Genomic DNA, 25,841 nt, shown 5'->3' with positions numbered 1-25,841 from the left:
AAAAGACTTTAAAAAGCCCCGCCTTGCGCGGGGTTTTTTATGAGATGAGCGCGGTTCGTGCGGCCTGTCTGACTGCGGCGGTGAGCGGCGCAAGGATTGGGGCCGCGAGCCGCGAGACATGCCAGTAGAGCGCGATGTCCGTTGAAGCCGGGGACAGGGACACGAGACGGCCCGCTTCAAGATGCGGGCGCAAAAGCACCTCCGGGTTCAGCCCCCAGCCGATCCCGGCGAGGGCCGCATCGACAAAGCCCTGCGTCGAGGGGATACGATGGGCAGGCAGGGCGATGCGCCGCCCGGTTTGCGAGCTGACCCAATTGTCCTGAAGCCGGTCTTTTCCATTGAACACAAGCGAGGGGGCCTTGCTCAGCGCCTCTGACGTGATGCCTTCGGGGAAGTGCCGCGCCACAAAAGCGGGTGTGGCGACGGCAAGATAGCGCAGTGCGCCGAGCGGATGCAGATCGCAGCCCGGAACGGCCGTATCGCGTGCAGAGACGGCGGCCATCACCTCGCCGCGCTTGAGCCAGTCGGCACTGTGGTCCTGATCGTCGAGCGTGAGCTGAAACAGCATCTCCGGCAGGTTCGCCATGGCGGGGGGGAACCAGGTGGCGAGGCTGTCGGCATTGACCGCCAGCGGCACGCGTAGGGCAGGACCATCGTTTTGCCCGAGATCGTGGGCGAGTTGTTCCTCCAGAATTCCGATCTCGTCCATGTGACGCGCCAGCCGCCGTCCGGTCTCCGTGCCCTGCGCCGGTGTGCCGCGCAGCACCAGAGGCGTGCCCATGCGTTCCTCCAGGGCCTTGATCCGTTGAGAAATCGCCGAGGGCGTGACGGAAAGCGCATGGGCCGCCGCGTCGAACGAGCCGTGGCGCAGGACGGCGGCGAGGGCACTCAGGGCAGGGTAATCGGATGGATTAAGCATGGCTAATTTGTTCATAGAAAGATTAATTTGTCTAATCTTTCCGCTCTGGTTACCCCATGCCGGAAAGGATTTCACATGTTGCACGCCACGCTCATCGGCTTTCTCACGGGGCTCAGCCTCATCGTCGCCATAGGGGCGCAGAATGCCTTTGTGCTACGGCAGGGGCTGCGGCGGGCGCATGTGCTGCCTGTGGTGCTGGTCTGCGCGCTTTCCGATGCGCTGCTGATCTCTCTGGGCGTTTTCGCCTCCGCACAAGTTTCGGAGGCCTTTCCGCCGCTTTTGCCGATTCTGCGCTGGGGCGGGGCGGCGTTCCTGATGTTCTACGGTGCGAAGGCCGCGCTGGCCGCCTATCGCGGGGGTGGGCATCTCGAAGCGGCCACACAGGGGGCGCAAAGCCTGAAAACGGTGGTGCTGACCGCACTGGTGCTCACTTGGCTCAACCCGCATGTCTATCTCGATACGGTGGTGCTTCTGGGCGCGATCTCCGCCCGGTTTCCCGAGGCGCGCGCGGGATTCGCCACGGGGGCGATCATGGCGTCTTTTGCCTTCTTCTTTTCTCTGGGATTCGGGGCACGTCTGCTGGCACCGGTGTTCGCACGCGAGACGTCTTGGCGCGTGCTCGATGGTGGGATCGCGCTTGTGATGTGGTCGATTGCTGTAGGGTTGATCCGAGGCGGTTAAGTGGCTTTCTTGCGTGCTTCGCGCCAGGTGATAAAGGAAATCGCCGCGATGATCATGGCGCCGCCGAGAATCACGTAGGGATCGACCGCCTCGCCGAACAGCAGATAGCCGAAGCTCACCGACCAGATCAACTGGACGAAGACCACCGGTTGCACCACGGATTGCGGCGCACAGGCGAAAGCGCGGGTCATGGCGTAATGGCCCAATGTGGCGAAGGCGGCGGTGAAAAAGAGCAGCAGAAGCTCATGCAGGCTCGGCGTTTCCCAATGCAGAAACGCGAAAGGTGCGATCACGAGGGGCACGGTCACCGACATCAGGAACACCACGACGGCGGCGGGCAGTTCCTTCACCAACCGTCCGGCGATCAGATACGACCCGGCAAAGGCCATGGCCGAGAGCATCATCGACAGGTGGCCGGGGTCGATCTCGCGGAACCCGGGGCGCAGGATGACAAGCCCACCGAGGAAGGCCACCACAAGCGCCAGAATTCGGGGCAGGGCGATCCGCTCGCCGAACAACAGCACCGCACCCAGCGTGATGTAGATCGGGTTCATGAAGTTCAGCGCGGTGACCTCCCCCATCGGGATGCGGGTCATGGCATAGAACCAGCAGGACATCGCCAGAGCATGAAACAGCGCCCGACCGAAGGTGAGTTTCCAGATTCGCGGCGTGAAGCGGACTTTGCGCACCGCGCCGAGCGCAGGGATAAGGAAGACGAGGCCCAACAGGAAGCGCAGGAAGGCGCTTTCCAGAACGGGCAATCCGTTGCCGACATATTTCACGAGGACGTTCACCATGACGAAGCACAGCGTCATGAACAACATCCAGAGAATGCCGGTCACGGATTTCGAGGGGGCGGTCAGTGAGGGTGCGCTCATGCGCGGACAGTGAAGCCTCGCCCCGGCGATGGCAATTCACTCAAAGCGCACGCGTCCGGCTGCATATTTGCACCTCGTTGTGCGGAACAGGGAGCAAGCCGGGTATCCCTTGATCCGTGTCAAGGCGTGTGGCCGTCCTCTGCGGCCAGACTGTAGCAAAGGCCATCAGACTGAGGAGACGCGCATGTCCAATACACCGCACCAACTCGCCGCTGATTTTCCGGATCTGGCCGGAAAAATCACTGAACGCAAAGCGAGCGATGCGCATTTCGCGACCCTGGTCGGGGAGTATGACGCCTTGAACGACGAGGTGCATCTCGCCGAAACCGATGTGCACCCGATGGAGGATATGGCGCTGGCCGAGTTGCGCAAGAAACGGATGCATCTGAAGGATGAGATCTACCGGCTTCTGACCGCTCCGGCGTGACGGCTGCCTCTATTTCGAGAGCGAGGGCGCGTTAACCGGCAGGTTGCGCGTCCTCTTGCATTCGGAGAACAAATCGCGCACAAATCGCGCGTGAGGTTGGGTAGAATACCATATGTTGCGGTTCTATGGGCCGCGGTGGGTCTTGGGATGACCCTGCTTCCGATTGAAACGGTCGAGGCCGTGAGCGATCGGAACACAGTTTTGCCATCTTCGTCGAACTCTCTCCGACTTGACTTGACTGCGACCGAAGAACCTGCCGAAGTCGCGATCCTGACGACGCCGGACAATGGTGCACTGCGGGTGATCGACGGGGACACGCTGGCCATTGGCGAGACCCGCATCCGGCTCTACGGCATTGACGCACCGGAACTGTCGCAGAGCTGTTCCGACATGCGGGGGCAGGACTGGGCTTGTGGGCAATGGTCGAAAGCGGTGCTCGCGAAACTGGCCGTCGGATCGGTGCGCTGTGTTGCCCGCGACACCGACCGCTATGGCCGCACTGTCGCCGTTTGCACATCGAAGGCGGGGGACATCAACGCCGCCTTGGTCGCCTCAGGCGCAGCCTATGCCTATGCGAAATACGCTCGCGATTATGTCGCGCTCGAAGAGGTTGCTCGGGCCGAGGGGCAGGGGCTCTGGCGGGCGGGGGCGCAGGCGCCTTCGGCCTACCGCGCTGAGAAACGTGGGGCACAGCCGGAACAAACCCCGCCCGGAGCCTGCGCGATCAAGGGCAATATCTCCGGTTCCGGCAAGCTCTACCATCTGCCCGGCGGGCGCTGGTACGGCGGCACGCGGATCAACGAGGCACAGGGCGAGCGCTGGTTCTGTTCCGAAGACGAGGCGCGCGCGGCGGGTTGGCGCAAGGCGCAGGGATAATCCCGCAGCCCCTCTGTCTGCCTCTTGCAAGGCGCGGCGTTTTCCCTTAGACGACGGTCCACCGGGTCGTTAGCTCAGTTGGTAGAGCGCTTCGTTTACACCGAAGATGTCGGGAGTTCGAGCCTCTCACGACCCACCATTTCCCCTCCGTCTCTCCTGCAAATCCTCCGTGCTGAAAAGACCGTGAAGTTTTTTCTTCTGCCCCGACACTTTTTCGCGATTCCCGGCTTGACGGGACCCTGCACTCCCCATAGAACGCCCCTCACGCTTCGGGGCGCAAGCCCCGGAACGGCAGCGAGCGGTTGTAGCTCAGTTGGTTAGAGTACCGGCCTGTCACGCCGGGGGTCGCGGGTTCGAGCCCCGTCAACCGCGCCATCGCTGCTTCACATAGCCCTTAGGGGCACGCTTTGAAAAGCATTGCGCGGTTGTAGCTCAGTTGGTTAGAGTACCGGCCTGTCACGCCGGGGGTCGCGGGTTCGAGCCCCGTCAACCGCGCCACTTTTCAGCAAAAGCAAACAAAAGCGCGTCCGGTTTCGGGCGCGTTTTGTCTTTTGATCATCTCGCTTCCGGCTGGTTTTCTGGTTTTCCGATGGCCAAATACTCAGCCGTACCGAAAGATTCACTCGATCCGATAGGGTAGAGTGCCCCGGTTGTTCGGGTCGATGGTCAGGCGCCGCTCCAGAGGCGGTACGGAGCGTTGATGACAATCGCGCCGTTCGCAGATCCGGCAGGAGATGCCGATCGGTTGGAACGCCGCCGGTTTGGTGACATCGAGATCGTCGGCATAGACCAGTTCCGAGGCGTGGGTGACCTCGCAGCCGAGGCTGATCGCATAGCGCCGCACCGGCGCATGGAAGGCGCCACCGGGTTTCGAGACGTCGCGGGCAATCGAGAGATAGCGCACCCCGTCCGGCGTCTCCGCCAGTTGCCGCAGGAAATGACCGGGGCGCTCAAAGGCCTGGTGCACGTTCCAGAGCGGGCAGGCGCCGCCGTAGCGCGCGAATTGCAGCCGCGTGGCGGAGTGACGTTTGGTGATCGTGCCGGCCTGATCGACGCGCACGAAATAGAAGGGGATCCCCTTGGCACCGGGGCGTTGCAGCGTGGAGAGCCGGTGCGCGACCTGTTCGATCGAGGCGCCGAAGCGTTCGGCCAGCATCTCCAGATCGTGCCGGGTTTCCTGCGCGGCCTCCAGAAAGGTCGTGTAGGGCAACAGTGCCGCGCCTGCGAAATAGTTCGCAAGCCCGATGCGGGCGATCTCGCGGGCCTCGTCGGAATGGAAGCGCGCCAGGTCGAGCGTGGCGTCGAGCAGCTTGCCCTGGGTCACGAGAGCGAGCTGGTGCAGGATCTGGAAACGGCGGGTGGCCCCCGAGGCGCGTGACGAGATCGTCAGTTCGCGCAACTCCGGATCGAAATGCCGCAAGTCGCGTTCGCCGCTGCGCACGGTGATGCCATGCTGTTCGAGCATGTCGAGCGCGGTTTTCATCACATCGCGGCCGCGAGTTTGATTGCGGGCGATGTTCTCGGCGACGCGGTCGACCGCGTCGATATAATTGTCGCAATAATGGAAGAAGTCGCGCACCTCTTCCCAAGGGCTGGGGCGCGACGGCATGTCTTCGCGACCCAGAGCCTCGTCCATCGACGCGAGCCGTTCGGTCGTCTGGCGATAGGCGCGGTGCAATTCGAGGAAGGCGCGGGCGAGCGCGGGGGCGTTCGAGGCGGCCAGGCGCAGATCGGCCAGAGGCGGTGCGCCGTCGGAGAACACCGGATCGGCCAGAGCTTCGCGCATGTCGGTGACCATGCGTTCGGCATCGCCCGACGAGAGTTCGGTGACATCGAAGCCGAACTCCTGCGCCAGCGCCAGAACCACGCCGGTCGAGACCGGACGGTTGTTGTTTTCCATCTGGTTGAGGTAGGGCAGGGAGACGCCGAGCTTTTCGGCGAACGCCCGCTGCGTCAGCCCGAGACGGGTCCGCGTTTCGCGCAGCTTCGCGCCGGCATAGAGTTTCTGCTGGGCCATGCTCTTCTCTCTTTCCCTTTTGCAAAACGAGGTTTGCCAGTGCAAACCCGTTCTGACAAGAGGGGAAAGCGCGCTCAGCCCTCGCGGATCAGCTTGCGTTCGCGCAGCACTACCCAGAGGGCTGCCGCGATGGAGGAGAGCGAGGCGCAGAGCATGATGACGAGAAGCGGTGTGCCGCCGCTTTCCGGGCTGAGGACGGAGCCTGCGAAGGCCGAAAGCACCGCTCCGCCACCGATATACATGAAGCCGCCGAGCCCCGCCGCCGTGCCCGCCAGATGCGGGCGCACGGAGAGCGATCCGGCGATGGAATTGGGCAGTTGCAGCCCGTTTCCGACGCCCAGGAGCGAGATCATGGCGAAGAAATTCATCGGGGTTGCGCGGTCTGCGAGGAAGGTCAGGAGGGAGACGAATACGCCGAGGGCGCAGATGCCTGCGCCGATCAGGATCATCGTGTTCATGCCAAAACGGGCGGAGTATCTTCCGGCGATGAAATTGCCGAAGAAATAGCCGATCGCTGGGGCGGCCATGTAGAGGCCGAGCTTGTCTTCGGTCAGATTGAACACTGTGGAGCCGAGGAAGGGTGCGCCGCCGAGAAAGGCGAAATAGGCGCCCGAGGCCGTGGCGGCGGAGAGCGCATAGCCGAGGAAGCGCTGCGATGTCAGAAGCTCCGGGAAGCCGCGCAGCATGTCCTTCATCGAACCACCGGTTTTCGGTGCGGTTTCTCCTGCATCGAAGGTCACGAGGAGCAGAAGGACAAAGCCGACCCCGAACAGCAGCCAGAAGGCGCTTTGCCAGCCGTAGATATGGGTGAGAAATCCGCCGACCGTGGGGGCGACCATCGGCACCAGAGACATGCCCATGGTGACATAGGCGATCATCTGCGCGGCCTCTTCGCCGGGCACCATGTCGCGCACGATGGCGCGTGAGAGCACCATGGCGCTGACGATACCGGCCTGGGCGGCGCGCATCAGGAGGAAGGCTTGCGCGGAGGGGGCGTAGATGGCGCCGAGTGTGGCGGCGAGAAAGATCAGGATGCCACCGATCAGCACCGGGCGGCGCCCGAACCGGTCCGAAAGCGGACCGATGACCAGTTGCAGCCCGGCGTTCACCGCGAGGAAGATCGCGATGGAAAGCTGCATGACGCTGTAATCCGTGCCGAAATAGTCGGTCATCTCCGGCAGGGCTGGCAGGAAGACGTTCATCGTCATGGCCGAGACCCCGGCCATCAGCACGAGGGTCAGGATGTGCGGCGGGGTGCGGCGGTCGAGAAGGCGGGCCGACGGTGTGCGGTCCGGAGAGGAAATGCGGTTTTGCGACATTGCGCCACCATGAGGAGGGCGCAGCGATCTGTCTACGGGGAATCTGCCGCAGGCCGCTGTTGTTTTCGCACAGCCCAGGCGTTGGTTTGTGCGATGCAGGGTGTTTCGAGGGGGCGCAAACCTTGCAGATTTGCATTTTTCAGCGCAATGATTTTGCATGTTTTGCAAATCTGCCAGAACTTGCTTTGAAAGAATATTTCGCTGGCATATGGTGCCCGCGAAATGACGAGGAGGCTTACCCGTGAAAGACATCATTAAAGAACTTCACGATCGCCGCGACAACGCCCGCCTGGGAGGGGGACAACGTCGCATTGACAGTCAGCATGCCAAGGGCAAGCTGACGGCGCGTGAACGGATCGAACTTCTGCTCGATGATGGCAGTTTCGAAGAGTTCGACATGTTCAAGACCCATCGCTGCACCGAATTCGGCATGCAGGACAACAAATTCTACGGCGATGGCGTGATTACCGGCTGGGGTACGATCAACGGTCGCATGGTCTATGTCTTCTCGCAGGACTTCACCGTGTTCGGCGGCTCGCTGTCGGAGACACACGCCCAGAAGATCGTCAAGATCATGGATATGGCGGTGCAGAATGGCGCGCCGGTGATTGGCCTGAACGACTCGGGTGGTGCACGGATTCAGGAAGGCGTCGACTCGCTTGCGGGCTATGCCGAAGTGTTCCAGCGCAACATCATGGCCTCCGGCGTGGTGCCGCAAATCTCCGTGATCATGGGGCCGTGCGCGGGCGGTGCCGTGTATTCGCCGGCGATGACCGACTTCATCTTCATGGTGCGCGACACCTCCTACATGTTCGTGACCGGTCCCGATGTGGTGAAAACCGTGACGAATGAGGTGGTGACCGCCGAGGAACTGGGCGGGGCCTCCACCCACACCAAGAAATCCTCCGTCGCCGACGGGGCCTTCGACAATGACATCGAAGCGCTCTCCGAAGTGCGTCGGCTGGTCGATTTCCTGCCGCTCAACAACCGTGAAAAACCGCCGGTGCGTCCGTTCTTCGACGCGCCCGACCGGATCGACGACGCGCTCGACACGATCATCCCGGACAATGCGAACACGCCCTACGACATGAAGGAAGTGATCCACACGATCGCGGACGAGGGCGATTTCTACGAAATTCAGGAAGATTACGCCAAGAACATCATCACCGGTTTCATCCGCCTCGAAGGCCAGACGGTCGGCGTGGTGGCGAACCAGCCGATGGTGCTCGCGGGCTGTCTCGACATCGACAGCTCCCGCAAGGCGGCGCGGTTCGTGCGGTTCTGCGATGCGTTCGAAATTCCGGTTCTGACGCTGGTCGACGTGCCGGGCTTCCTGCCGGGCACCTCTCAGGAATACGGCGGCGTCATCAAGCACGGTGCGAAACTGCTCTTTGCCTATGGCGAAGCGACCGTGCCGAAAGTGACGGTGATCACCCGCAAGGCTTACGGCGGTGCCTATGACGTGATGTCGTCGAAACACCTGCGGGGCGACATGAACTACGCCTGGCCGACCGCTGAGATCGCCGTGATGGGGGCCAAAGGCGCGACCGAGATTCTCTATCGCTCCGAACTGGGTGATTCCGAGAAAATCGCCGCCCGCACCAAGGACTATGAAGACCGCTTCGCCAACCCCTTCGTGGCGGCGGAACGTGGCTTCATCGACGAGGTGATCCAGCCGCGCTCGACCCGCAAACGTGTGGCCCGGGCTTTTGCGGCCCTGCGCAACAAGAAGCTCGAGAACCCGTGGAAAAAGCACGACAACATTCCGCTCTGAGCGGGGTCGTGTGACCCGCGAGTGATCCCATGGCCCGCCATGACTGGCATATCCTGAAGGACGAGGGCGCGCTGACCTTGGCGCGCCGTCTGCCCGCACGTTTCGATGTTGCTGTCACGGCGGTGATCGAAGGGGGCGCGGGGTTGCGCAAATCGCGCATCGCTTCTCAGGTACGCCAGGACATGTGGCGCAGCCTGCAAAACCTTCGGGGCTTTGCTCCGGTGGTGCGGGTGGCGGAGCGGGGGGAGGATCTTGAGATCACCGCCGGCGGCATGGTTGCCGGACGGTTTCCGAAATTCGAAACCGAGGCGTGCATTCGTGCGCTCCTTGATAGTCAAGATCACCGCGCCCGTTGGGTCCGGTTCGCCAGGGAGGGTGAAAGATGATCGCACGTGTGTCCGCATTTGCCGCGCTGGCGTCCGGCATGGCCTTTGCCGGTTTTGCCGAACTGGCCCCGCTTGAGGCGCAGGAGCTGAGCGTACCTTCGGGCCAGCCGGTGACATTCTTTGAGACCGTGATGGACCAGCCCGCCATGGGGGTGACCGCACGGTTCCGCTTTCTCGCCCCCGAGCTGCCTGCCTATCTGGAGCGGCTGTCCTATGAGGAGCTGGAAGCGGACCTGTCGTCGCTCTGCGTGAGCTATGCCCTGCCGCGGATCAGCGCGCCGGAACCCGCGATGATCGTCATTTCCCTGTCTTCCGCTCCGACGGAATTCGGCACGCCGGACCCGGATGTGGCGCAGGTCTTCGAGGCCTATCGCCCAATGGGCGGCAGTTGTGAATGGGAGGCGTTCTGAGATGGCTCCGAAATTCCACATGTTCTCCAACGGTCCGCGCCCGGTCGCACCGTTTTCCCACGCGGTCGAGGACGACGGCTGGGTGATCCTCACTGGCCAGATGCCGACCGAACCCACCGCGCCCGATGCGCCGCTGCCCGAAGGCATCGAAGCGCAGACCCGGCGGGTGCTGGACAATCTGTTGCTCATTCTCGGCGAATTGGGGCTTGGTGCGGAGCATATCGTGCAATGCCGCTGCTTCCTCACCGAGTTCGAACGCGACTACGCCCTGTTCAACGAGACCTACAAAAGCTACTTCGCCTCAGACAGGCTTCCGGCACGCACCACGGTGGGCGTGACCGCATTGGCCGTGGGGGCTCTGGTCGAGATCGACCTGATCGCCCGCAGACCGCAGGAGGGCGAGAGCTGATGGCACGCGACTACATGTTGAAACACAAGGGATTTCCGGGGCGGCTTCCGGGCTCGGATTACCAGTTCACGATCCGGCGGGCGAACCCCAAAGGAGTGACGCCGCTCAAGGGGCTTGAGCGTTACAAGGATCGCAAATCGGCGGACAAACGCGCCGATGCGGCGTTCATGGCGGCGCTTTGGGCGCATTTCGGCGAAGAGGAATTCGAACGCGGCAACCTCGATGCCGGGCGGCTGTCCTGGCTTTTCGGCCGCGAAGTGGTGCCCGCCGACCCCGAGACTTTCGACCCGGCCTCCTATGAGGCGCTTCTGAAGATCGACGTCAAACGGGCGATGGCGGCCTTCCCCGAGATCTTTGCCGAAGGCGGAGACGAGGATGAGGAGATGCCGGACTGGGACGCCATGTGGAATGGCGACGACGACTACGACGGGGAGATGGACGACTGATGCGCGGGATTTCGCTTGGCATTCCGGGGTTTGCGCGAACTGCTGCCGAAAATGGCGGGCAGGGCGGGCGTGCCCTTGTGAGCATGGCCGGGCGGGTCCATCTTACTCACAGGCCGCACGGGACCAGCAACCCGTCGACCTGTTCTGAAAACCGTTACCCTTCCCCTCTGGCGAGGTCCGTGCTTCCCCCGAACGGCCCTCGCCTTTCTTTCCCTGACCTTGGGCGTTCTTCCGCCGAGGGGCTTGACGGGGCATTTCACGGCTTTGCGACGGCGCGCGATTGCGTTAGAATCCGCTCAGTATCAACCAAATCACGAGCAGAAAAATGCGCAAATCCATTCTCGTTTCCGCCCTTGTCTCCGTCGCGGCGCTCGCCGGCTGCATGCAGACCGACGGTGAACGTGCCCTCGCCGGTGCGGCTGCCGGTGCCGTCGTGGCCGATGCGACCGACAACAATGTGCTCACCGGTGCGGCTCTCGGCGCGCTCGCGGGCACCTATTGCGACGACGCGGGCGTCTGCAACTAATTCCATTCGTCTGACCGGCGCGCTCACGCGTCGTGACGCTATGAAATCGAAAAGCTCTCCGGACCTTTGCGTTCGGGGGGCTTTTTTCGTGACTGTAACCCAAGAGACAAGTTCCGGCCCGGCGCGTGGCGCGTCTGGCCGGGGCGGACCGATTTGAGAAAGGGAGAGGGCAGGACATGTTCGACAAGATCCTGATTGCGAACCGCGGCGAGATCGCTTGCCGGGTGATGAAAACCGCCAAGAAGATGGGGATCAAGACGGTCGCCATTTATTCCGACGCGGACAAGAACGCGTTGCATGTGGCGATGGCCGACGAGGCGGTGCATATCGGCCCGCCGCCGGCGAACCAGTCCTATATCGTCATCGACAAGGTGATGGACGCGATCAAGCAGACCGGCGCACAGGCGGTACACCCGGGTTATGGCTTCCTGTCCGAGAACTCGAAATTCGCTGAGGCGCTGGCCGACGCGGGCGTGGCCTTTGTCGGCCCGCCGGTGAAAGCCATTGAGGCGATGGGCGATAAGATCACCTCGAAGAAGATTGCACAGGAAGCCGGTGTGAGCACCGTTCCGGGCTACATGGGCCTCATCGAGGATGCCGACGAGGCGGTGAAAATCTCCAACGAGATCGGCTATCCGGTGATGATCAAGGCCTCCGCCGGTGGCGGTGGCAAGGGTATGCGGATCGCCTGGAACGACGAGGAGGCCCGCGAAGGCTTCCAGTCGTCCAAGAACGAGGCCGCGAACTCCTTTGGCGACGACCGGATTTTCATCGAGAAATTCGTGACCCAGCCGCGCCACATCGAAATTCAGGTGCTCTGCGACGCGCACGGCAACGGCATTTACCTCAACGAACGTGAATGTTCGATCCAGCGCCGTAACCAGAAGGTCATCGAAGAGGCGCCGTCGCCCTTCCTCGACGAAGCCACCCGCAAGGCGATGGGCGATCAGTCCGTCGCGCTGGCAAAGGCCGTGGGCTACACCTCTGCGGGGACCGTGGAATTCATCGTCGATGGCGACAAGAATTTCTACTTCCTCGAAATGAACACGCGTCTTCAGGTGGAACACCCGGTCACCGAGCTGATCACCGGCATCGACCTTGTCGAACAGATGATCCGCATCGCCAATGGCGAGCCGCTTTCGATCACTCAGGACGACGTGAAAATCAACGGCTGGGCGATGGAAAGCCGTCTCTATGCCGAGGACCCGTATCGCAATTTCCTGCCCTCCATCGGGCGTTTGGCGAAATACCGTCCGCCGGAAGAGATCGTCACCAAGACCAATGTCGTGCGCAACGACACCGGCGTCTATGAGGGCGGCGAGATCTCGATGTATTACGACCCGATGATCGCCAAGCTCTGCACCTGGGGGCCGAACCGTCTGACCGCGATCGAGAACATGCGCAATGCGCTCGACGCCTTCGAGGTCGAAGGTATCGGTCACAACCTGCCGTTCCTCTCGGCGGTGATGGATCACGAGAAATTCGTCTCCGGCGACATGACCACGGCCTTCATTGCCGAAGAATATCCCGAAGGTTTCCAGGGGGTTGAACTGCCCTACGAGGAGCTTGAGCGGATCGCGGCGGCGGTTGCGGCGATGTACCGGGTGGCCGAAGTGCGCCGGGCGCGGATCTCTGGCCGGATGGACAACCACGAACGCCATGTCGGCGGCGACTGGGTGGTGCAGATCGGAGGTCATGATTTCCCGGTGCAGGTCGAGGCCGACAAGCGCGGTTCCACCGTTCTGGTGAACAACACCCGTCACCGTATCGAAAGCTCCTGGACGCCGGGGCAGACGCTGGCCCTGATCGACATGGAACATGGTACGCTGACGCTCAAGGTCGGCGACATTCCGGGCGGCTTCCGCATCCGCAACCGCGGCGCGGACCTCAAGGTCTATGTGCGCAGCCCGCGCGCAGCCGAGCTGTCGAAACACATGCTCGAAAAGCTGCCGCCGGACACCTCGAAGCTCCTGCTTTGCCCGATGCCGGGCCTTCTGGTGAAGGTCAATGTCGAGGTTGGCGACGAGGTTCAGGACGGTCAGGCGCTTTGCACGGTCGAGGCGATGAAAATGGAAAACATCCTGCGCGCCGAGCGCAAAGGGGTGGTGTCCAAGATCAACGCCAAACCGGGCGACAGCCTTGCCGTTGATGAAGTGATCATGGAGTTCGAATAATCCATGGTGGCCGGGCGGGCATATCCGGGGCGGCGAGACGCAGAGACTGGACAAATGTTCTCATTTTGTTCTAGTCTGAAAGCGTCTGCCCCCTCCCGTCTGCCCGGCCATGTCCCAGCTTTCGCATCTGCGCGTTTCGACGCTTTTCTTCGATATGAACAGCTACTACGCCTCCGTGGCGCAGGCCGAGGAGCCTGCGCTGATGGGGCGGCCTGTCGGCGTTTTGACAACGGACGCGCCGAATGCGGCCTGTATCGCGGCGAGTGTCGAGGCCAAGCGGCGCGGCGTGCGGATGGGCACGCGTCAGGACGAGGCCCGGAAGCTTTGTCCGGGGATCGTCTTTCGTCCCGTCAAACACGACATCTGCGTCGACTATCATCATGCGATTTTGCGGGCGGTGGAAACGGTTATTCCCGTGCATCGGGTCTGGTCGATCGACGAATGTTCCTGTCTTTTGATGGGATCGGAGCGGGACCTGTCCCAGGCTCTGGAAATCGGGCGGTCGTTGCAACAGGCGGTGTTGGGAATCAGTCCGGCCTTGCGCTGTTCCGTGGGGCTTGGGCCGACGCGGCTTCTGGCGAAGATCGCCGCCGAGCTGGAAAAGCCGATGGGGCTCAACTGGCTCACGCCGGAGGTTTTGCCGGAGAAGATCGCGCATCTGGGGCTGGACGATTTGCCGGGTGTGTCCTGGCGGATGAAAGCACGGCTGGAAGCGGCGGGCATTGCGGATGTGGGGACGCTCTACCACATCGCGCCGAAACGTGCCCGGGCGATCTGGGGCAACGTCGCGGGCGAACGGTTTCTCCGCGAGCTGCGTGGCGAGACGGTGGTTTGGCCGGAGACCAAACGCGGCATGATCGGTCACGGGCAGGTGCTGACCGGACCGAACGCAACGCCCGAGGGCGCGCGGCTTGTGACCCGGAGACTGCTTGTGAAAGCGGCGGCACGTTTGCGCCGCGAGGGGTTCTTTGCCCGCAGCCTGTCGATCAGCGTCAAAGGCGGGGACAAGAGGCGGCAGTATCGCGACAGCACATTGCGCGCGACGCAGGACACGTTCTTTCTTTTGGAAATCCTGGCGGGGCTTTGGGCCGAGTTGACGCTCTGTCCGGGACCGAAAGCCGTCTCCGTGACGCTGGGCGGGCTGATCCGGGAGGCGCGGGTGATGGACGATCTCTTCGCGCCCACACAGGATCGCGCGCCACTGTGTCTGGCCATCGACCGGCTCAACCAGCGGTTCGGTCAGGACACGGTGCGCTACGGTCTTCTGCCGCCGCATCACGTGCCCTATACAGGGGCGAAAATCGCCTTCGGGCGCATTCCGCTGGCCGAGGATTTTCGCGAGTAGCTTATCGCCCGCTTTCCATTTCCTGCTGCCGGAGCGGCGTCTTGTCGATGGCGCGGGTAATCTCGCGCACATCCCACGGGTCGGGTTTGCGGAGCATCACGCGCCCGTCCTTGTCGACGATCACAAGCGCGAAGCCGCGCGGGCGGAGTGCCGTGCGCAAAGGCGAGCGGAGGTCCGGGTCGGTGTCGGTGAGCACCACCACGTCACGCTCCAGAAGGGCATCGGGACGGGATTCGAGAAGTGAGATCTGTTCATTGTACGACGGGTCCAGCGTGCTGTCGGCGAAGACGGCGATGACGCGGGACTGCCATTTGAAGCTGGACAGTTCGGTGTCTCCGGCGCTCTGGATCAGCGGAGTTGCCTCCGCCTCCACGGCTATGTCCTCCTGCGCCAGAAGCGGGGCGGGGATCAGAAAAAGCGCTGTGATGGCGGCGAGATAGATTTGTTTCATCGGTCCTCCCGGGGTGTCCTCTATATAGGGCGACGGGACGGCCAAACCAAGGTTGAACGTGCCCTCACGGGGGTATGAGAGGAAAACGGGAAGGAGCCTGACGATGACGGACAGGAAAAAATGGGAAGAGCTTGCCGAGAAGGAGCTTCGTGGCAAGCCGCTTGAGAGCCTTGAGTGGGACACGCTTGAGGGGATCAAGGTCAAGCCGCTCTATGCCGAGGACGATCTCGAAGGCATGGCGCATCTGGGCAATACGCCGGGGTTGGAGCCGTTTACGCGCGGCGTGAAGGCGACGATGTATGCGGGCCGCCCCTGGACCATCCGGCAGTACGCGGGCTTCTCGACCGCCGAGGAATCGAACGCCTTTTACCGCAAGGCGCTGGCCGCTGGTCAGCAGGGGGTCTCCGTGGCCTTCGATCTGGCGACACACCGCGGTTACGACTCCGATCACCCGCGCGTGGTGGGCGATGTGGGTAAGGCCGGTGTGGCGATCGACAGCGTCGAGGATATGAAAATCCTCTTCGATGGCATTCCTTTGGACAAGGTTTCCGTGTCGATGACGATGAACGGGGCGGTGATCCCGATCCTCGCGAATTTCATCGTGACAGGCGAAGAGCAGGGGCATGACCGCGCGCTTCTGGCCGGGACCATTCAGAACGATATTCTGAAAGAGTTCATGGTGCGCAACACCTATATCTATCCGCCGGAACCCTCGATGAAGATCATTGCGGACATCATCGAGTTTACCGCCAACGAGATGCCGAAATTCAACTCGATCTCGATCTCCGGCTACCACATGCAGGAAGCGGGCGCGAACCTAGTGCAGGAGCTGGCCTTTACGCTGGCGGATGGGCGCGAATATGTCCGCACGGCGATTAAGGCGGGCATGGATGTCGATAAGTTCGCGGGGCGTCTGTCGTTCTTCTTCGCGATTGGCATGAACTTCTTCATGGAGGCCGCGAAGCTGCGCGCCGCGCGCTATCTCTGGACCCGCGTGATGGAGGAGTTCGAACCGAAGCTCGCCAAGTCCAAAATGCTGCGAACCCACTGCCAGACCTCAGGCGTGTCGCTGCAAGAGCAGGACCCCTATAACAACGTGATTCGCACCGCCTATGAGGCGATGTCGGCGGCTCTGGGCGGCACTCAGTCGCTGCACACCAACGCGCTGGACGAGGCCATCGCGCTTCCGACCGAGTTCTCGGCGCGCATCGCCCGGAACACGCAGCTCATCTTGCAGGAAGAGACCGGGATCACCAATGTGGTCGACCCGCTCGCAGGCTCTTACTACGTCGAAAGCCTCACCAAGGAACTGGCCGACAAGGCCTGGGCCCTGATGGAGGAAATCGAAGAGATGGGCGGCATGACCAAGGCCGTCAATTCCGGCATGCCGAAACTCCGCATCGAGGAAACCGCCGCGAAACGTCAGGCGATGATCGACCGCGGCGAAGAGGTGATCGTCGGTGTCAACAAATACCGCAAGGACAAGGAAGACCCGATCGACATTCTCGACGTGGACAACGTCGCCGTGCGCAACAGCCAGATCGCCCGCCTCGACAAGATCAAGGCGACCCGCGATGCCGCCAAGGTCGAGGAAACCCTTGGCGCGCTGGAAGCGGCGGCACAATCTGGCGAGGGCAACCTCTTGTCGCTGGCGGTCGAGGCCGCCCGTGCGCGTGCAACCGTTGGGGAGATTTCGATGGCCATGGAAAAAGCATTCGGACGTCACCGTGCCGAGGTGAAAACGCTCGCGGGGGTCTATGGCGCCGCCTATGAGGGCGACGAGGGCTTTGCCCAGATCCAGAAAGACGTCGAGACCTTTGCCGAGAAAGCCGGGCGTCGTCCGCGGATGCTCGTCGTCAAAATGGGTCAGGACGGCCACGACCGCGGCGCGAAAGTGATCGCCACCGCCTTTGCCGACATTGGCTTTGACGTGGACGTTGGCCCGCTGTTCCAGACGCCTGAAGAGGCCGCTCAAGACGCCATCGACAACGATGTGCATATCGTGGGGATTTCCTCGCAGGCGGCGGGTCACAAAACGCTTGCTCCGAAGCTCATCGAAGCGCTGAAAGAGCAGGGCGCCGAAGACATCATCGTGATCTGTGGCGGTGTGATCCCGCAGCAGGATTATCAGTTCCTCTATGATGCAGGCGTCAAGGCGATCTTCGGACCGGGCACCAACATCCCGGCGGCGGCGCGCCAGATCCTCGATCTGATCGCGGTCGATTAAGCACGATTTGCGTGTTGAAACAAAAAGGGGCCGGGGGATGGAAATTCCCCGGCCCCTGCCCGTATTCGGTCTTGGTTTGTGCCGGGATCTATTGCAGATAGAACGTCTTGGTATGTGTTCATGAAAGGTGTTCTATGGCTGTCATCATGGAAAATTCTGGCTCTGGTGTGCAACGTCCCGTTCTGGGCGCGCTTCACAGGCTTTGGGCTTTTCTTTTCGGTTTCATTTATTACGCGGCGAAGGGCGCATGGGGCTGGGCAATCATCAGCTTCTTCACGGCCAACGGGCTGTTCATTCTGTTGCCGCTCTTCAACCGTACAATCATTGTCCGGACCTACGAAAATCAGGGCTGGCGCGAGCTGCGCTGAACGCAGAGTGACAGGAAAAGGGCCGGGGGATTGCTCCTCCGGCCCTTTTATTTTGCGATGAGCGGTGCGTTAGTGTGCCGCTTCCTGAACTTCGGGAGCGGTCACATCGGCCTCTTTCAGGGCCGGTTTGTCGGTCGCTGCGGGGGCGAGCTTGAGCACCACGAAACCGATGATCGCGGAGATCACGGAGCCCGACAGAACACCGATGCGCACTTCGTTCATGTGGAAGGCGTCGTCAAAAGACAGCCCGCCGATGAAGAGCGACATGGTGAAGCCGATGCCCGCCAGAGCCGCCACACCGTAGATGTGCAGCCAGGTCGCGCCGAAGGGTTTCTTGGCCACACCGAATTTCACCAGAATCCAGGTCATGCCGAAGACGCCGATCTGTTTGCCGAGGATGAGACCCAGCGCGATACCCAGAGGTAGCGGTGAGAACACATCGGCGAAAGTTACGCCGGTCAGCACAACGCCCGCATTCGCAAAGGCAAAGATCGGCACGATCAGGAAGAACACATAGGGCGAGAGCGCGTTCTCAAGCGCATGCAGCGGTGACTTGCCCCATTTGTCCTTCATCGGAATGAAGAAGGCGGTGATCACGCCCGCAAGCGTCGCATGTACGCCGGATTTGAGCACCAGAACCCACAGCACCGTGCCCAAGAGGATGATCGGTGCAATGCGGTGAATGCCCGCACGGTTGAGATAGAACATGATCGCCAGCGGAATGACCGCAAGGAACAGGTAATCCAGATGAAGTTCGGCGGTATAAAAGAAGGCGATGATCAGGATCGCGCCAAGGTCGTCGAGGATCGCCAGCGTCAGCAGGAAGACCTTGAGCGAGGAGGGGACGCGGTCACCGACGAGGGCCAGAATACCAAGCGCGAAGGCGATGTCGGTCGCTGCCGGGATGGCCCAGCCGGAATGGGTCTCGGGGGAGGAGATGTTGAGGGCAAAATAAACCACGGCGGGCATGATCATGCCACCGACGGCGGCCATACCGGGCAGAACCACGTCGCGCGGATTCTTGAGTTTGCCTTCCATCAGCTCGTGCTTGAGCTCAAGGCCCACAAGCAGGAAGAACACCGCCATCAGACCGTCGTTGATCCAGAGGATCAGCGGTTTGGACAGGCCTGTGTCGCCGAGTTGCACGGTGAAATACGACGACAATGCGCCATCGTAATAGGGATAAAGCGAGGAATTGGCCACGAACATGGCAGCGACGGCGGCCACCATGAGCACGATACCGCCTGAGATCTCACTGTCGAAGAACTGTTCCAATTTGCGCAGGAGCATTGTCTTTTTCTGGTCTTTCCTGAAAGTTGATTTAAGGGTGCGTTATAGGGAGATGGGGACTCGTCTCCAAGGTTTCAATAAGGGCAATAGCAATGACCTACCGGATTGATCACCTTGTAATTTCCGCCTCCGATCTGGAGCAGGGCAAGGACGCGATGGAGGCGTTGCTGGACGTCGAATTCGGCCCGCGCGGGGTGCACAAGGATATGGGCACGGAAAACGTGCTTGTGGCCATGGCGGGCCCGGATGGCAGCGACGCCTATCTCGAGGTGATCGCCCCCGATCCGGCGGCAAAACGCCCCGATTTTCCGCGTTGGTTTGATCTGGACAACTTCGGAGGGCCGCCGCGATTGACGAACTGGGTCGTGTCCTGCTCCGATCTGGAGGAAGCCTGGGAACTGGCACCCGCCAATGTTGGGCGGATCATGTCGTTCCAGCGTGGAGATTACGCCTGGCGGATGATTGTGCCGGAAACGGGTGTTCTGCCCTTTGACAATTGTTTTCCGGCTCTGATCGAATGGCACTCGCCACGGCCCGTTCCGGGGTTGCCGGACCCGGGGCTGGCGCTGCGTCGGCTGAAGATCTCGCATCCGAATCCCGAAGAGCTGCGCGAGGCACTTGCACCTTTCATCTCCGCCATGGAGAATGTTCGAATTGTACAAGCCGATACGCCGGGAATGACCGCAGAAATTGGCACGCCGTCAGGGGAGATCTGGATCGCATGACCGAGAAACCGCATCTGCGCGTGGCGCGGGCCGAGGACGCGGGCGCCCTCATTGCCATCATGGCACCGGTGATTGCCGGGTCCACTGCTTCGTTTTCTTCCGTCGAGCGGGACGCTGCGGGATGGATCGCGATGATCGGCGACCGTCTGGCGCGGGGCCGGGCGTTTTACGTGGCCGAGATCAGGGGCGAGGTGGTGGGCTACGCCACCTATGACCAGTTTCGTCCGGGTAACAACGGCTATCGCTTTACCATGGAGCATTCCGTCTACCTGAACGATACGGCACAGGGCCACGGGCTTGGCCGGACGCTGATGCTCATGGTCGAGCAGCACGCGCGCGAGGCCGGGCATCATTCGATGATTGCGGCCATCGACGCCGACAACACCGGCTCCATCGCCTTTCACAAGACGCTGGGCTATGCCGAGGCGGGGCGCATCCCGCAGGCCGGGTTCAAGTTCGACCGCTGGCTCGACGTGCTCTTCTTACAGAAATTCCTTTGAACTCACGGATTTGTCGCGGGACTTGATCGGCTTTCGCGGATAAACTGCGGCCATGTCGATCTGGACCCGCATTCTCGAAGCGCTCAAGGCGCTTGGCGCAGGCGAAAGCCTCGCTTCGGTGTTCGAGCAGTTCCGCTCGGAGCCGGAGCGGCGCATGGGCTTTACCATCGCGGTCATCGGACTGGGCGCGAAGATGGCCAAGGCCGACGGGCTTGTCACCCGCGATGAAGTGACGGCGTTTCGCGAAGTGTTCCAGATCGCGAAAGAAGACGAGGCCGCCGCCGCACGGGTGTTCAATCTCGCGCGTCAGGATGTGGCAGGCTTCGAGGATTACGCGAAAAGCGTCAAGAAAATGTACGGCGACGAGTGCCGCCCGCTGATGGATCTGATGGACGGGCTGTTCCATATCGCCATGGCGGATGGCGAGTATCACCCCGGTGAGGATGCCTTTCTGACCCGGGTGGCGGAGATTTTCGACATCGAGGACCGGGCATTTCGGATGCTGAAGGCGCGCTATGTGCCGGAGGCGGCGCGCGATCCCTACGATGTGCTGGGGGTCGATCCTGCGGCTTCGCTCGAGGAAATCAAGAAGGCCTACCGTGCGCTGGTGCGCGAGACCCATCCCGACAAGATGATCGCGCGTGGTGTGCCGGAAGAGGCGGTCAGGCTGGCCTCCGACCGGTTGGTCGAGATCAACGCCGCCTGGGAGGAGATCGAGGCGGAGCGGGCGGCATGACGATCCGGGTCGCCACCTACAATGTCGAATGGTTCGACAACCTGTTCGACAACACGGGGCGGCCTCTGGCGGACGATGCCTGGTCGGCGCGGCATAATGTGACCCGGGAAATGCAGCTTGAGGCCCTTGGCAAGGTGTTCACGGCGATGGATGCCGATGCGATCATGGTGATTGAGGCGCCGGACACCAACCGCCGCCGCGACACCCGCCGGGCGCTCGAGCAATTCGCCGATTGGGCGGGGCTTCGGGCCATGGCCGTCGAGATTGGCTATGTGAACGAAACCCAACAGGAAATCGCCCTGATGTACGATCCGCTGGTGCTGCGCGCCCGGCACGATCCGATGGGCGCGCCTGCGGGATTGGGGGACAATTTCGAACCGCCCGCGTTCAACTCGATCTACCGGCTCGATCTCGACACCGATAGGGACCGGGAGGAAGTACGGTTTTCCAAACCGCCGCTGGAACTGGCGATGGAGGTGCGCGAAAGCGGTTTTGCCTTTCGCATGATCGGCGTGCATGTGAAATCCAAGGCGCCGCATGGCGCGCGCAACCGCGATGACGTGATCCGTATCTCGATCGAAAACCGGCGCAAGCAACTGGCGCAATGCATCTGGTTGCGCGAGCGGGTCGAGGGGCATCTGGAGGCCGGAGAGCCGCTCATTGTGCTGGGCGATTTCAACGACGGGCCGGGGCTCGACGAGTATGAGAAGTTGTTCGGGCGCTCGGGGGTCGAGATCGTCATGGGGCGCGAGGACCCGGATGTGCCGCCTGAGATGCGGCTGTGCGATCCGCATGCGACGGAGGCGCTGGCCCGGCGCGGCAATCAGGGGCCGACCTCGGCGCGGTTCTATATCGACGAGGAGAAACGCTACCTCTCGGCTTTGCTCGATTACGTCATGGTGTCGCAGGATCTGAAGGATGGCGCGACATGGCACATCTGGCACCCGTTCGACGATCCGCTCTGTTTTGGCACGCCGGAATTGCAGCAGGCGCTTCTGACCGCTTCGGATCATTTCCCGGTGACGGTCGATCTCGATCTTTAAGACATGAGGCGGGGGTGAAAACGTCATGAAAAGCCCTTATATGAAGGCCATGAAACGGATTGTCCTGATTATGATGCTGATGGCTGGCCCTGTCGCCGCAGAGGAGACCGGAGCTTCCGAGGGATCGGAAGGCTGGAACATGCTGCGCGAAGGCTCTCGGCTTTTGTTGCAGCAGTTGTTCGAGGAGATGGGGCCTGCGCTCGAGGATCTCGAGGGCTTCGTCGACGATCTGGGGGCCTATGAGGCGCCGGAAATCCTGCCTAATGGCGACATCCTGATCCGGCGCAAACCGGAACGGACCTTGCCGGAGCCGGAAACCCCCGAAGGGGCGCCGAAGGACGAGGGGATGATCGACCTTTGAGTTCTGTCTTCTGCGGCTCAGGCCTTGGCGTGGCGCACGTCGGGGGTCGCGCCGAGACTGCTGGCCAGCGACTGAAAACGCGCGTTGGTGACCTCGCCAAACAGGTCTTCGGCATCCGGGCTGAGCGTCAGGATCAGTTCCTTGCGTTTCGGGAAGTAATCGAGCTTGGCGACATCGGTGGGGGCATCGACGGCGAACATCGCGCCAAAGCGCATCGCCTTGCCGAGCACTTCGGCGTCACGGATTTCCTTGTCCGACAGCATCTGGATCAGCTCGGCGAAGGGCGTGTTTTCGCGCGAATTCTTGTAGCGATGGAGCAGGGCAAGGCCGAGAAAAATCCGCTCGTTATGCGTAAGCCCGCCAAGATTGGCACGCGTGGCATTGTCGAAACAGACCTCCGCCCGGTAGTCCGGATGCGCCCGCCATGTCACGTCGTGGAGCAAACAGGCGGCGCGGATCAGCCGCATCTTTTCATATTGGCGCGCACGGAACACCGGCTCGATGAAGGCGTGCAGGCGCTTGCCGAAACCCGGCATGCGCGCGTCCTTCTGTTCGGAAAACCGGCAAGCCTCGATCAGCGGATCGCGGGCGCGTACGCTTTCGGGCATCTGTTCGTACAAAAGTCCCTCGCGAATGCCGTAGGACGAGATGCAGATCTCTTTCGGATGGAAGGTGCGCACGAGCTGGCGCAGCACCTCGGCAGCAATCGGCACAAGCGACATCCGCGCCGAGGAGGTGCCGGTTTTGGCGCGCAGTTCGGCCATGTCGCTCTTGCGGATGAACTTGATCGTTTCGGTCACCGAGCGGCTCGACATCCGGTATTCATGCAGCACATGCAGCGGGTAATTGCGCCGCTCCATGTCGATCCGGGCGATGGCGCGCCACGATCCGCCGACGAGATAGATCCGTTTGTGATCCGTGCCCATGGCGGCGGCCAGATCCTTCATGATCGGCGCGATATGGTCCTTGAGCCCCTTGCGTCCGCCGGTCAGGCCGAGAAGTTTCAGCGGCCCGAGCGGCGAGGTGATGCGTTGGCCGACGGTGCCTTTCGAGACGATCGCCAACTCCATCGACGAGCCGCCGATGTCGCAGACCAGCCCGTCCGCCTCCGGCCAGCCCAGAAGCACGCCCTGCGCCGAAAGACGGGCCTCTTCCTCGCCGTCGATGACCCAAAGGCTGAGGCCGGTCTCCCGCTCGATCTCCTCCCGAAACGCGGGACCGTCCTCAGCCTCCCGTACCGCAGCGGTCGCAACCGCCGTCAGTGGTGGGATTCCCATGCCTTTTGCCAGTGTCTGAAATCGGCGGATCGCGGACATGGCGCGGATCTTGCCTTCCGGGTTGAGCCGACCGGTTTCCCGAAGCCCGGCGCCCAGTCCGCACATGATCTTTTCATTGTAAAAATAGGCCGGGCTGCGCGCAGCCCCGTCGAAGACCACGAGACGCACGGAGTTCGAGCCGACATCCACGACGCCGACACGCGACAGGGCGCGGGCTTCCTGATCGAGAAACAAAGGCCGCCCGAAGATGCCCCAATCCTGTTGCCCGGGCTCGGTGCGAGGAAGATCGGTCATATCAGTCACGGCGTATCCTCTGGATCATGCCGGGCATGGATGGCTCCGGCAGGCGCGACAGTGCCAAATGCCCCGGCCTTCGTCAATCGCATGATTATTGAGCGAAAACAAAACTTTCCCGCGGGGTCACTCGTCTTTCGGGAAAAACTGTGCCGCGAGGTTTCGCGAGATCGGCCTGCCGGAACGCAGTGCCGCCGCATCCAGCGTTTCCACCATCCGGCGCGCAGCCTCCGCCGAGCGTTCCATGCGTTTGACCAGCCAGAGGATCAGGGTGCCGGGGACGGCGATCTGCCGGTCGTCGAACTGTTTGACCAGCATGGCGGCGAGCAGCTTGTCATCGGGCGGCTCGATCCGCGCCACGGTAGTGCCCTGCATGCGCGAGGCGAGATCGGGCAGGCCGAGCGTCCAGTGATTGGGCGCACTCTGGGCGGTGAGCAACAACCGCCCACCTTCGGCCAGCGTCAGGTTGTGCAAATGGAACAGCGCCTCTTCCGCATGCTGCGGATCGGGCAGGCTGGACAGGCGGTCCGCATCTTCGACGACGACGAAACGACGGGCCGCGAGGGCAGGGATGTCGGCCTGCGCCAAGGTCTGCGCCGGGACGATCACGGCCGCATGGTCGCTGGCCCAGACATGCGCCATATGGGTTTTGCCCGCCCCCTTGGGGCCGATGAGTACGAGCTTGCCCGAGGGCCAGTTGTCGACGGCGTCGAGCGTGGCCATGGCGACGGCGTTCGAGGGCGAGACGAAAAATGCATCGCGTCCCAGGGCCTGACGCACCGGCAGATCGAAGATGAGCTGTTCGGCCATGGTCAGATGTCGTCGTCCGTGTCGTCCACGTCGTCCGGCGCATTGGCCTCGAGGCCCCGGTAGAGGCGGCTGTCGCGGTATTGATCGACGGCGAAGCGGGCCACCACGCCGAGGGCGGCGGCGACCGGGACGGCCACGAGCATGCCGACGAAACCGAACAGCGTGCCGAAGGCGGAGAGCGCGAAGATCAGCCAGACCGGGTGCAGTCCGACCGAGGAGCCGACGAGGTTCGGGGTCAGGATATTGCCTTCGACGAACTGGCCGACGGCAAAGATCGCGACCACGGCAGCGATCCACTGCCATTCGCCCCAGAACTGGAACAGCGCCAGCCCGATCGACAGCAGCCCGCCGACGATGGCGCCGACATAGGGGATGAAGGTCAGGGCGCCGGCCACCGCGCCGGCGACAAGGCCGAATTTCAGCCCCACGAGCATGAGGCCCGCGGCGTAGAACGTGCCGAGGATGAGACACACCGTTCCCTGTCCCCGGATGAAGGAGGCAAGCGTGCGGTCGATGTTGGAGGCCAGACGGCGGATCACCGGGGCATGGTCGCGCGGCAGAAGCTTGTCGACCTGTGCCACCATACGGTCCCAGTCCATCAGCAGGTAAAAGGTGATCACAGGCACCAGCACCAGCAGCATCACCACGTTCACGAGGCTCATCGCCGAGGCCAGCGCGCCCGACAGCAATTCGCCGCCTTTCGACTGGATGGTCTCGCCGATCTGCGCCAGCGTCTGGCGCAACTGGCTGCTTTCATCGAGCAGAACCGGGAATTTTGCGGTCAGGAAACTTTGCAGATTGTTGATCAGGTCGGGGGCGGTGTTGACGAGATCGGTGGCCTGTTTGACGAGTGTCGGAATTACAAGCAGGGCAGTCAGAACGAAGAGCACGGCTGCCACCAGCGTGATGACAATGGTCGCGGCGATCCGGCTCAGCCCCCATGATTCGAGGCGATCCGCCACCGGATCGAGCATATAGGCCACCGCCATGCTCAGCACGAAGGGCAGGATGACGTCGCCCATGAGCCACAAAAGCGCCAGAAACACCGCCGCAGCGGTGCCCCAGTATTTCATCTGATCGCGGACAGGTAACGCCATACTCGCCTTTCCATCTTTCCCTTCATATCGCCCGCATGGGGTTGGGTTTCAAGGGGAAGCGCATGATCGGGCCGC

At 62.2% G+C, this 25,841-nt stretch carries 27 protein-coding genes and 3 tRNA genes; 21 read left to right on the top strand and 9 right to left on the bottom strand.

Annotated features, from left to right (window positions below; all coding sequences use genetic code 11):
• Positions 1-37: 37 nt before the first annotated feature.
• Positions 38-919: a LysR family transcriptional regulator ArgP gene (locus tag NH195_RS09260; RefSeq protein WP_066705878.1), complete on the bottom strand. Its 882-nt coding sequence runs from the start codon at positions 917-919 to the stop codon at positions 38-40.
• 75 nt (positions 920-994) lie between these two features.
• Between NH195_RS09260 and NH195_RS09255 the strand changes: the two genes are divergently transcribed.
• Positions 995-1,600: a LysE/ArgO family amino acid transporter gene (locus tag NH195_RS09255; protein WP_198403459.1), complete on the top strand. Its 606-nt coding sequence runs from the start codon at positions 995-997 to the stop codon at positions 1,598-1,600.
• Here NH195_RS09255 and NH195_RS09250 read toward each other — a convergent pair.
• Entirely contained in the window at positions 1,597-2,478 is an 882-nt protein-coding gene (locus NH195_RS09250; RefSeq protein WP_066705796.1) for a DMT family transporter, read from the bottom strand. The two genes, NH195_RS09255 and NH195_RS09250, sit on opposite strands and share 4 nt — an antisense overlap.
• Positions 2,479-2,662: 184 nt before the next feature.
• On the opposite strand from NH195_RS09250, the gene NH195_RS09245 reads away from it, so the two are divergent.
• The 5 genes from NH195_RS09245 to NH195_RS09225 all read left to right on the top strand — a co-directional run bounded on the left by NH195_RS09245 (position 2,663) and on the right by NH195_RS09225 (position 4,279).
• Positions 2,663-2,905: an HP1242/YdcH family protein gene (locus NH195_RS09245; protein WP_066705794.1), complete on the top strand. Its 243-nt coding sequence runs from the start codon at positions 2,663-2,665 to the stop codon at positions 2,903-2,905.
• Positions 2,906-3,139: 234 nt separating this feature from the next.
• Positions 3,140-3,781 (top strand): thermonuclease family protein, encoded by a 642-nt coding sequence (locus NH195_RS09240; RefSeq protein WP_066705874.1) that lies wholly within the window; start codon positions 3,140-3,142, stop codon positions 3,779-3,781.
• Positions 3,782-3,844: 63 nt separating this feature from the next.
• Positions 3,845-3,920 (top strand) — tRNA-Val (locus NH195_RS09235).
• 159 nt (positions 3,921-4,079) lie between these two features.
• Positions 4,080-4,156, top strand: a tRNA-Asp gene (locus NH195_RS09230).
• 46 nt (positions 4,157-4,202) lie between these two features.
• Positions 4,203-4,279 (top strand) — tRNA-Asp (locus NH195_RS09225).
• Positions 4,280-4,400: 121 nt separating this feature from the next.
• On the opposite strand, the gene NH195_RS09220 is transcribed toward NH195_RS09225, so the two are convergent.
• Both NH195_RS09220 and NH195_RS09215 read right to left on the bottom strand, forming a co-directional pair.
• Positions 4,401-5,798 carry a helix-turn-helix domain-containing protein gene (locus tag NH195_RS09220; RefSeq protein WP_066705792.1) on the bottom strand — a complete coding sequence of 466 codons (1,398 nt, stop codon included), beginning with the start codon at positions 5,796-5,798 and terminating at the stop codon, positions 4,401-4,403.
• A 74-nt stretch (positions 5,799-5,872) separates the two neighbouring features.
• Positions 5,873-7,117 (bottom strand): multidrug effflux MFS transporter, encoded by a 1,245-nt coding sequence (locus NH195_RS09215; protein ID WP_066705784.1) that lies wholly within the window; start codon positions 7,115-7,117, stop codon positions 5,873-5,875.
• 241 nt (positions 7,118-7,358) lie between these two features.
• Here NH195_RS09215 and NH195_RS09210 point away from each other — a divergent pair, with 241 nt between their 5' ends.
• The 8 genes from NH195_RS09210 (at position 7,359) to NH195_RS09175 (ending at position 14,587) form a co-directional block, all read left to right on the top strand.
• Entirely contained in the window at positions 7,359-8,891 is a 1,533-nt protein-coding gene (locus tag NH195_RS09210) for an acyl-CoA carboxylase subunit beta (protein WP_066705782.1), read from the top strand.
• A 29-nt stretch (positions 8,892-8,920) separates the two neighbouring features.
• Positions 8,921-9,277 (top strand): hypothetical protein, encoded by a 357-nt coding sequence (locus NH195_RS09205; RefSeq protein WP_066705780.1) that lies wholly within the window; start codon positions 8,921-8,923, stop codon positions 9,275-9,277.
• The gene (locus tag NH195_RS09200) at positions 9,274-9,687 is read left to right on the top strand and encodes a DUF6497 family protein (RefSeq protein ID WP_198403460.1); all 414 of its coding nucleotides are present in this window, start codon (positions 9,274-9,276) and stop codon (positions 9,685-9,687) included. Before NH195_RS09205 ends, NH195_RS09200 begins: the two co-directional genes overlap by 4 nt.
• Position 9,688: 1 nt before the next feature.
• Complete coding sequence (locus NH195_RS09195) at positions 9,689-10,096, top strand: RidA family protein (RefSeq protein WP_155846126.1); 408 nt, start codon at positions 9,689-9,691, stop codon at positions 10,094-10,096.
• A gap of 14 nt (positions 10,097-10,110) precedes the next feature.
• Positions 10,111-10,542 (top strand): hypothetical protein, encoded by a 432-nt coding sequence (locus tag NH195_RS09190; RefSeq protein ID WP_066705867.1) that lies wholly within the window; start codon positions 10,111-10,113, stop codon positions 10,540-10,542.
• 325 nt (positions 10,543-10,867) lie between these two features.
• Complete coding sequence (locus tag NH195_RS09185; protein ID WP_066705778.1) at positions 10,868-11,068, top strand: glycine zipper 2TM domain-containing protein; 201 nt, start codon at positions 10,868-10,870, stop codon at positions 11,066-11,068.
• A 176-nt stretch (positions 11,069-11,244) separates the two neighbouring features.
• The gene (locus NH195_RS09180) at positions 11,245-13,242 is read left to right on the top strand and encodes an acetyl-CoA carboxylase biotin carboxylase subunit (RefSeq protein ID WP_066705776.1); all 1,998 of its coding nucleotides are present in this window, start codon (positions 11,245-11,247) and stop codon (positions 13,240-13,242) included.
• Between the two features lie 109 nt (positions 13,243-13,351).
• Positions 13,352-14,587 (top strand): Y-family DNA polymerase, encoded by a 1,236-nt coding sequence (locus tag NH195_RS09175; RefSeq protein ID WP_066705774.1) that lies wholly within the window; start codon positions 13,352-13,354, stop codon positions 14,585-14,587.
• Position 14,588: 1 nt separating this feature from the next.
• Here the strand turns inward: NH195_RS09175 and NH195_RS09170 are convergent, their stop codons facing one another.
• On the bottom strand, positions 14,589-15,038 hold the full coding sequence (locus tag NH195_RS09170; RefSeq protein ID WP_066705772.1) for a DUF4174 domain-containing protein: 450 nt from the start codon (positions 15,036-15,038) through the stop codon (positions 14,589-14,591).
• 103 nt (positions 15,039-15,141) lie between these two features.
• On the opposite strand from NH195_RS09170, the gene scpA reads away from it, so the two are divergent.
• Complete coding sequence (gene scpA / locus NH195_RS09165) at positions 15,142-17,265, top strand: methylmalonyl-CoA mutase (RefSeq protein ID WP_066705770.1); 2,124 nt, start codon at positions 15,142-15,144, stop codon at positions 17,263-17,265.
• A gap of 134 nt (positions 17,266-17,399) precedes the next feature.
• Entirely contained in the window at positions 17,400-17,633 is a 234-nt protein-coding gene (locus tag NH195_RS09160; protein ID WP_066705768.1) for a hypothetical protein, read from the top strand.
• Positions 17,634-17,702: 69 nt separating this feature from the next.
• Here the strand turns inward: NH195_RS09160 and nhaA are convergent, their stop codons facing one another.
• Complete coding sequence (nhaA, locus tag NH195_RS09155; protein ID WP_066705766.1) at positions 17,703-18,923, bottom strand: Na+/H+ antiporter NhaA; 1,221 nt, start codon at positions 18,921-18,923, stop codon at positions 17,703-17,705.
• A 92-nt stretch (positions 18,924-19,015) separates the two neighbouring features.
• Here nhaA and NH195_RS09150 point away from each other — a divergent pair, with 92 nt between their 5' ends.
• The 5 genes from NH195_RS09150 to NH195_RS09130 are packed head-to-tail and all read left to right on the top strand — an operon-like array spanning position 19,016 to position 22,288.
• Complete coding sequence (locus NH195_RS09150) at positions 19,016-19,648, top strand: VOC family protein (protein ID WP_066705764.1); 633 nt, start codon at positions 19,016-19,018, stop codon at positions 19,646-19,648.
• Positions 19,645-20,148 (top strand): GNAT family N-acetyltransferase, encoded by a 504-nt coding sequence (locus NH195_RS09145; RefSeq protein WP_066705762.1) that lies wholly within the window; start codon positions 19,645-19,647, stop codon positions 20,146-20,148. Before NH195_RS09150 ends, NH195_RS09145 begins: the two co-directional genes overlap by 4 nt.
• A 52-nt stretch (positions 20,149-20,200) precedes the next feature.
• Positions 20,201-20,884, top strand: a complete 684-nt coding sequence (locus NH195_RS09140) for a molecular chaperone DjiA (protein ID WP_066705761.1) — start codon at positions 20,201-20,203, stop codon at positions 20,882-20,884.
• Positions 20,885-20,886: 2 nt separating this feature from the next.
• Positions 20,887-21,927 (top strand): endonuclease/exonuclease/phosphatase family protein, encoded by a 1,041-nt coding sequence (locus NH195_RS09135; protein ID WP_066705866.1) that lies wholly within the window; start codon positions 20,887-20,889, stop codon positions 21,925-21,927.
• 25 nt (positions 21,928-21,952) lie between these two features.
• On the top strand, positions 21,953-22,288 hold the full coding sequence (locus NH195_RS09130; RefSeq protein ID WP_238379736.1) for a hypothetical protein: 336 nt from the start codon (positions 21,953-21,955) through the stop codon (positions 22,286-22,288).
• A 17-nt stretch (positions 22,289-22,305) separates the two neighbouring features.
• Here NH195_RS09130 and NH195_RS09125 read toward each other — a convergent pair whose 3' ends face one another.
• The 3 genes from NH195_RS09125 to NH195_RS09115 all read right to left on the bottom strand — a co-directional run bounded on the left by NH195_RS09125 (position 22,306) and on the right by NH195_RS09115 (position 25,766).
• Entirely contained in the window at positions 22,306-23,859 is a 1,554-nt protein-coding gene (locus tag NH195_RS09125) for a Ppx/GppA family phosphatase (RefSeq protein WP_066705758.1), read from the bottom strand.
• Positions 23,860-23,985: 126 nt separating this feature from the next.
• Positions 23,986-24,669 (bottom strand): P-loop NTPase family protein, encoded by a 684-nt coding sequence (locus tag NH195_RS09120; RefSeq protein ID WP_066705756.1) that lies wholly within the window; start codon positions 24,667-24,669, stop codon positions 23,986-23,988.
• Between the two features lie 2 nt (positions 24,670-24,671).
• A complete protein-coding gene (locus NH195_RS09115; protein WP_066705754.1) occupies positions 24,672-25,766 on the bottom strand; it encodes an AI-2E family transporter in 1,095 nt (364 codons plus the stop codon).
• Between the last annotated feature and the right edge of the window lie 75 nt (positions 25,767-25,841).

The sequence above is a fragment of the Celeribacter ethanolicus genome (genome assembly GCF_001550095.1).
GTDB lineage: Bacteria > Pseudomonadota > Alphaproteobacteria > Rhodobacterales > Rhodobacteraceae > Celeribacter > Celeribacter ethanolicus.
This window is presented reverse-complemented; position numbering and strand designations above follow the sequence as displayed.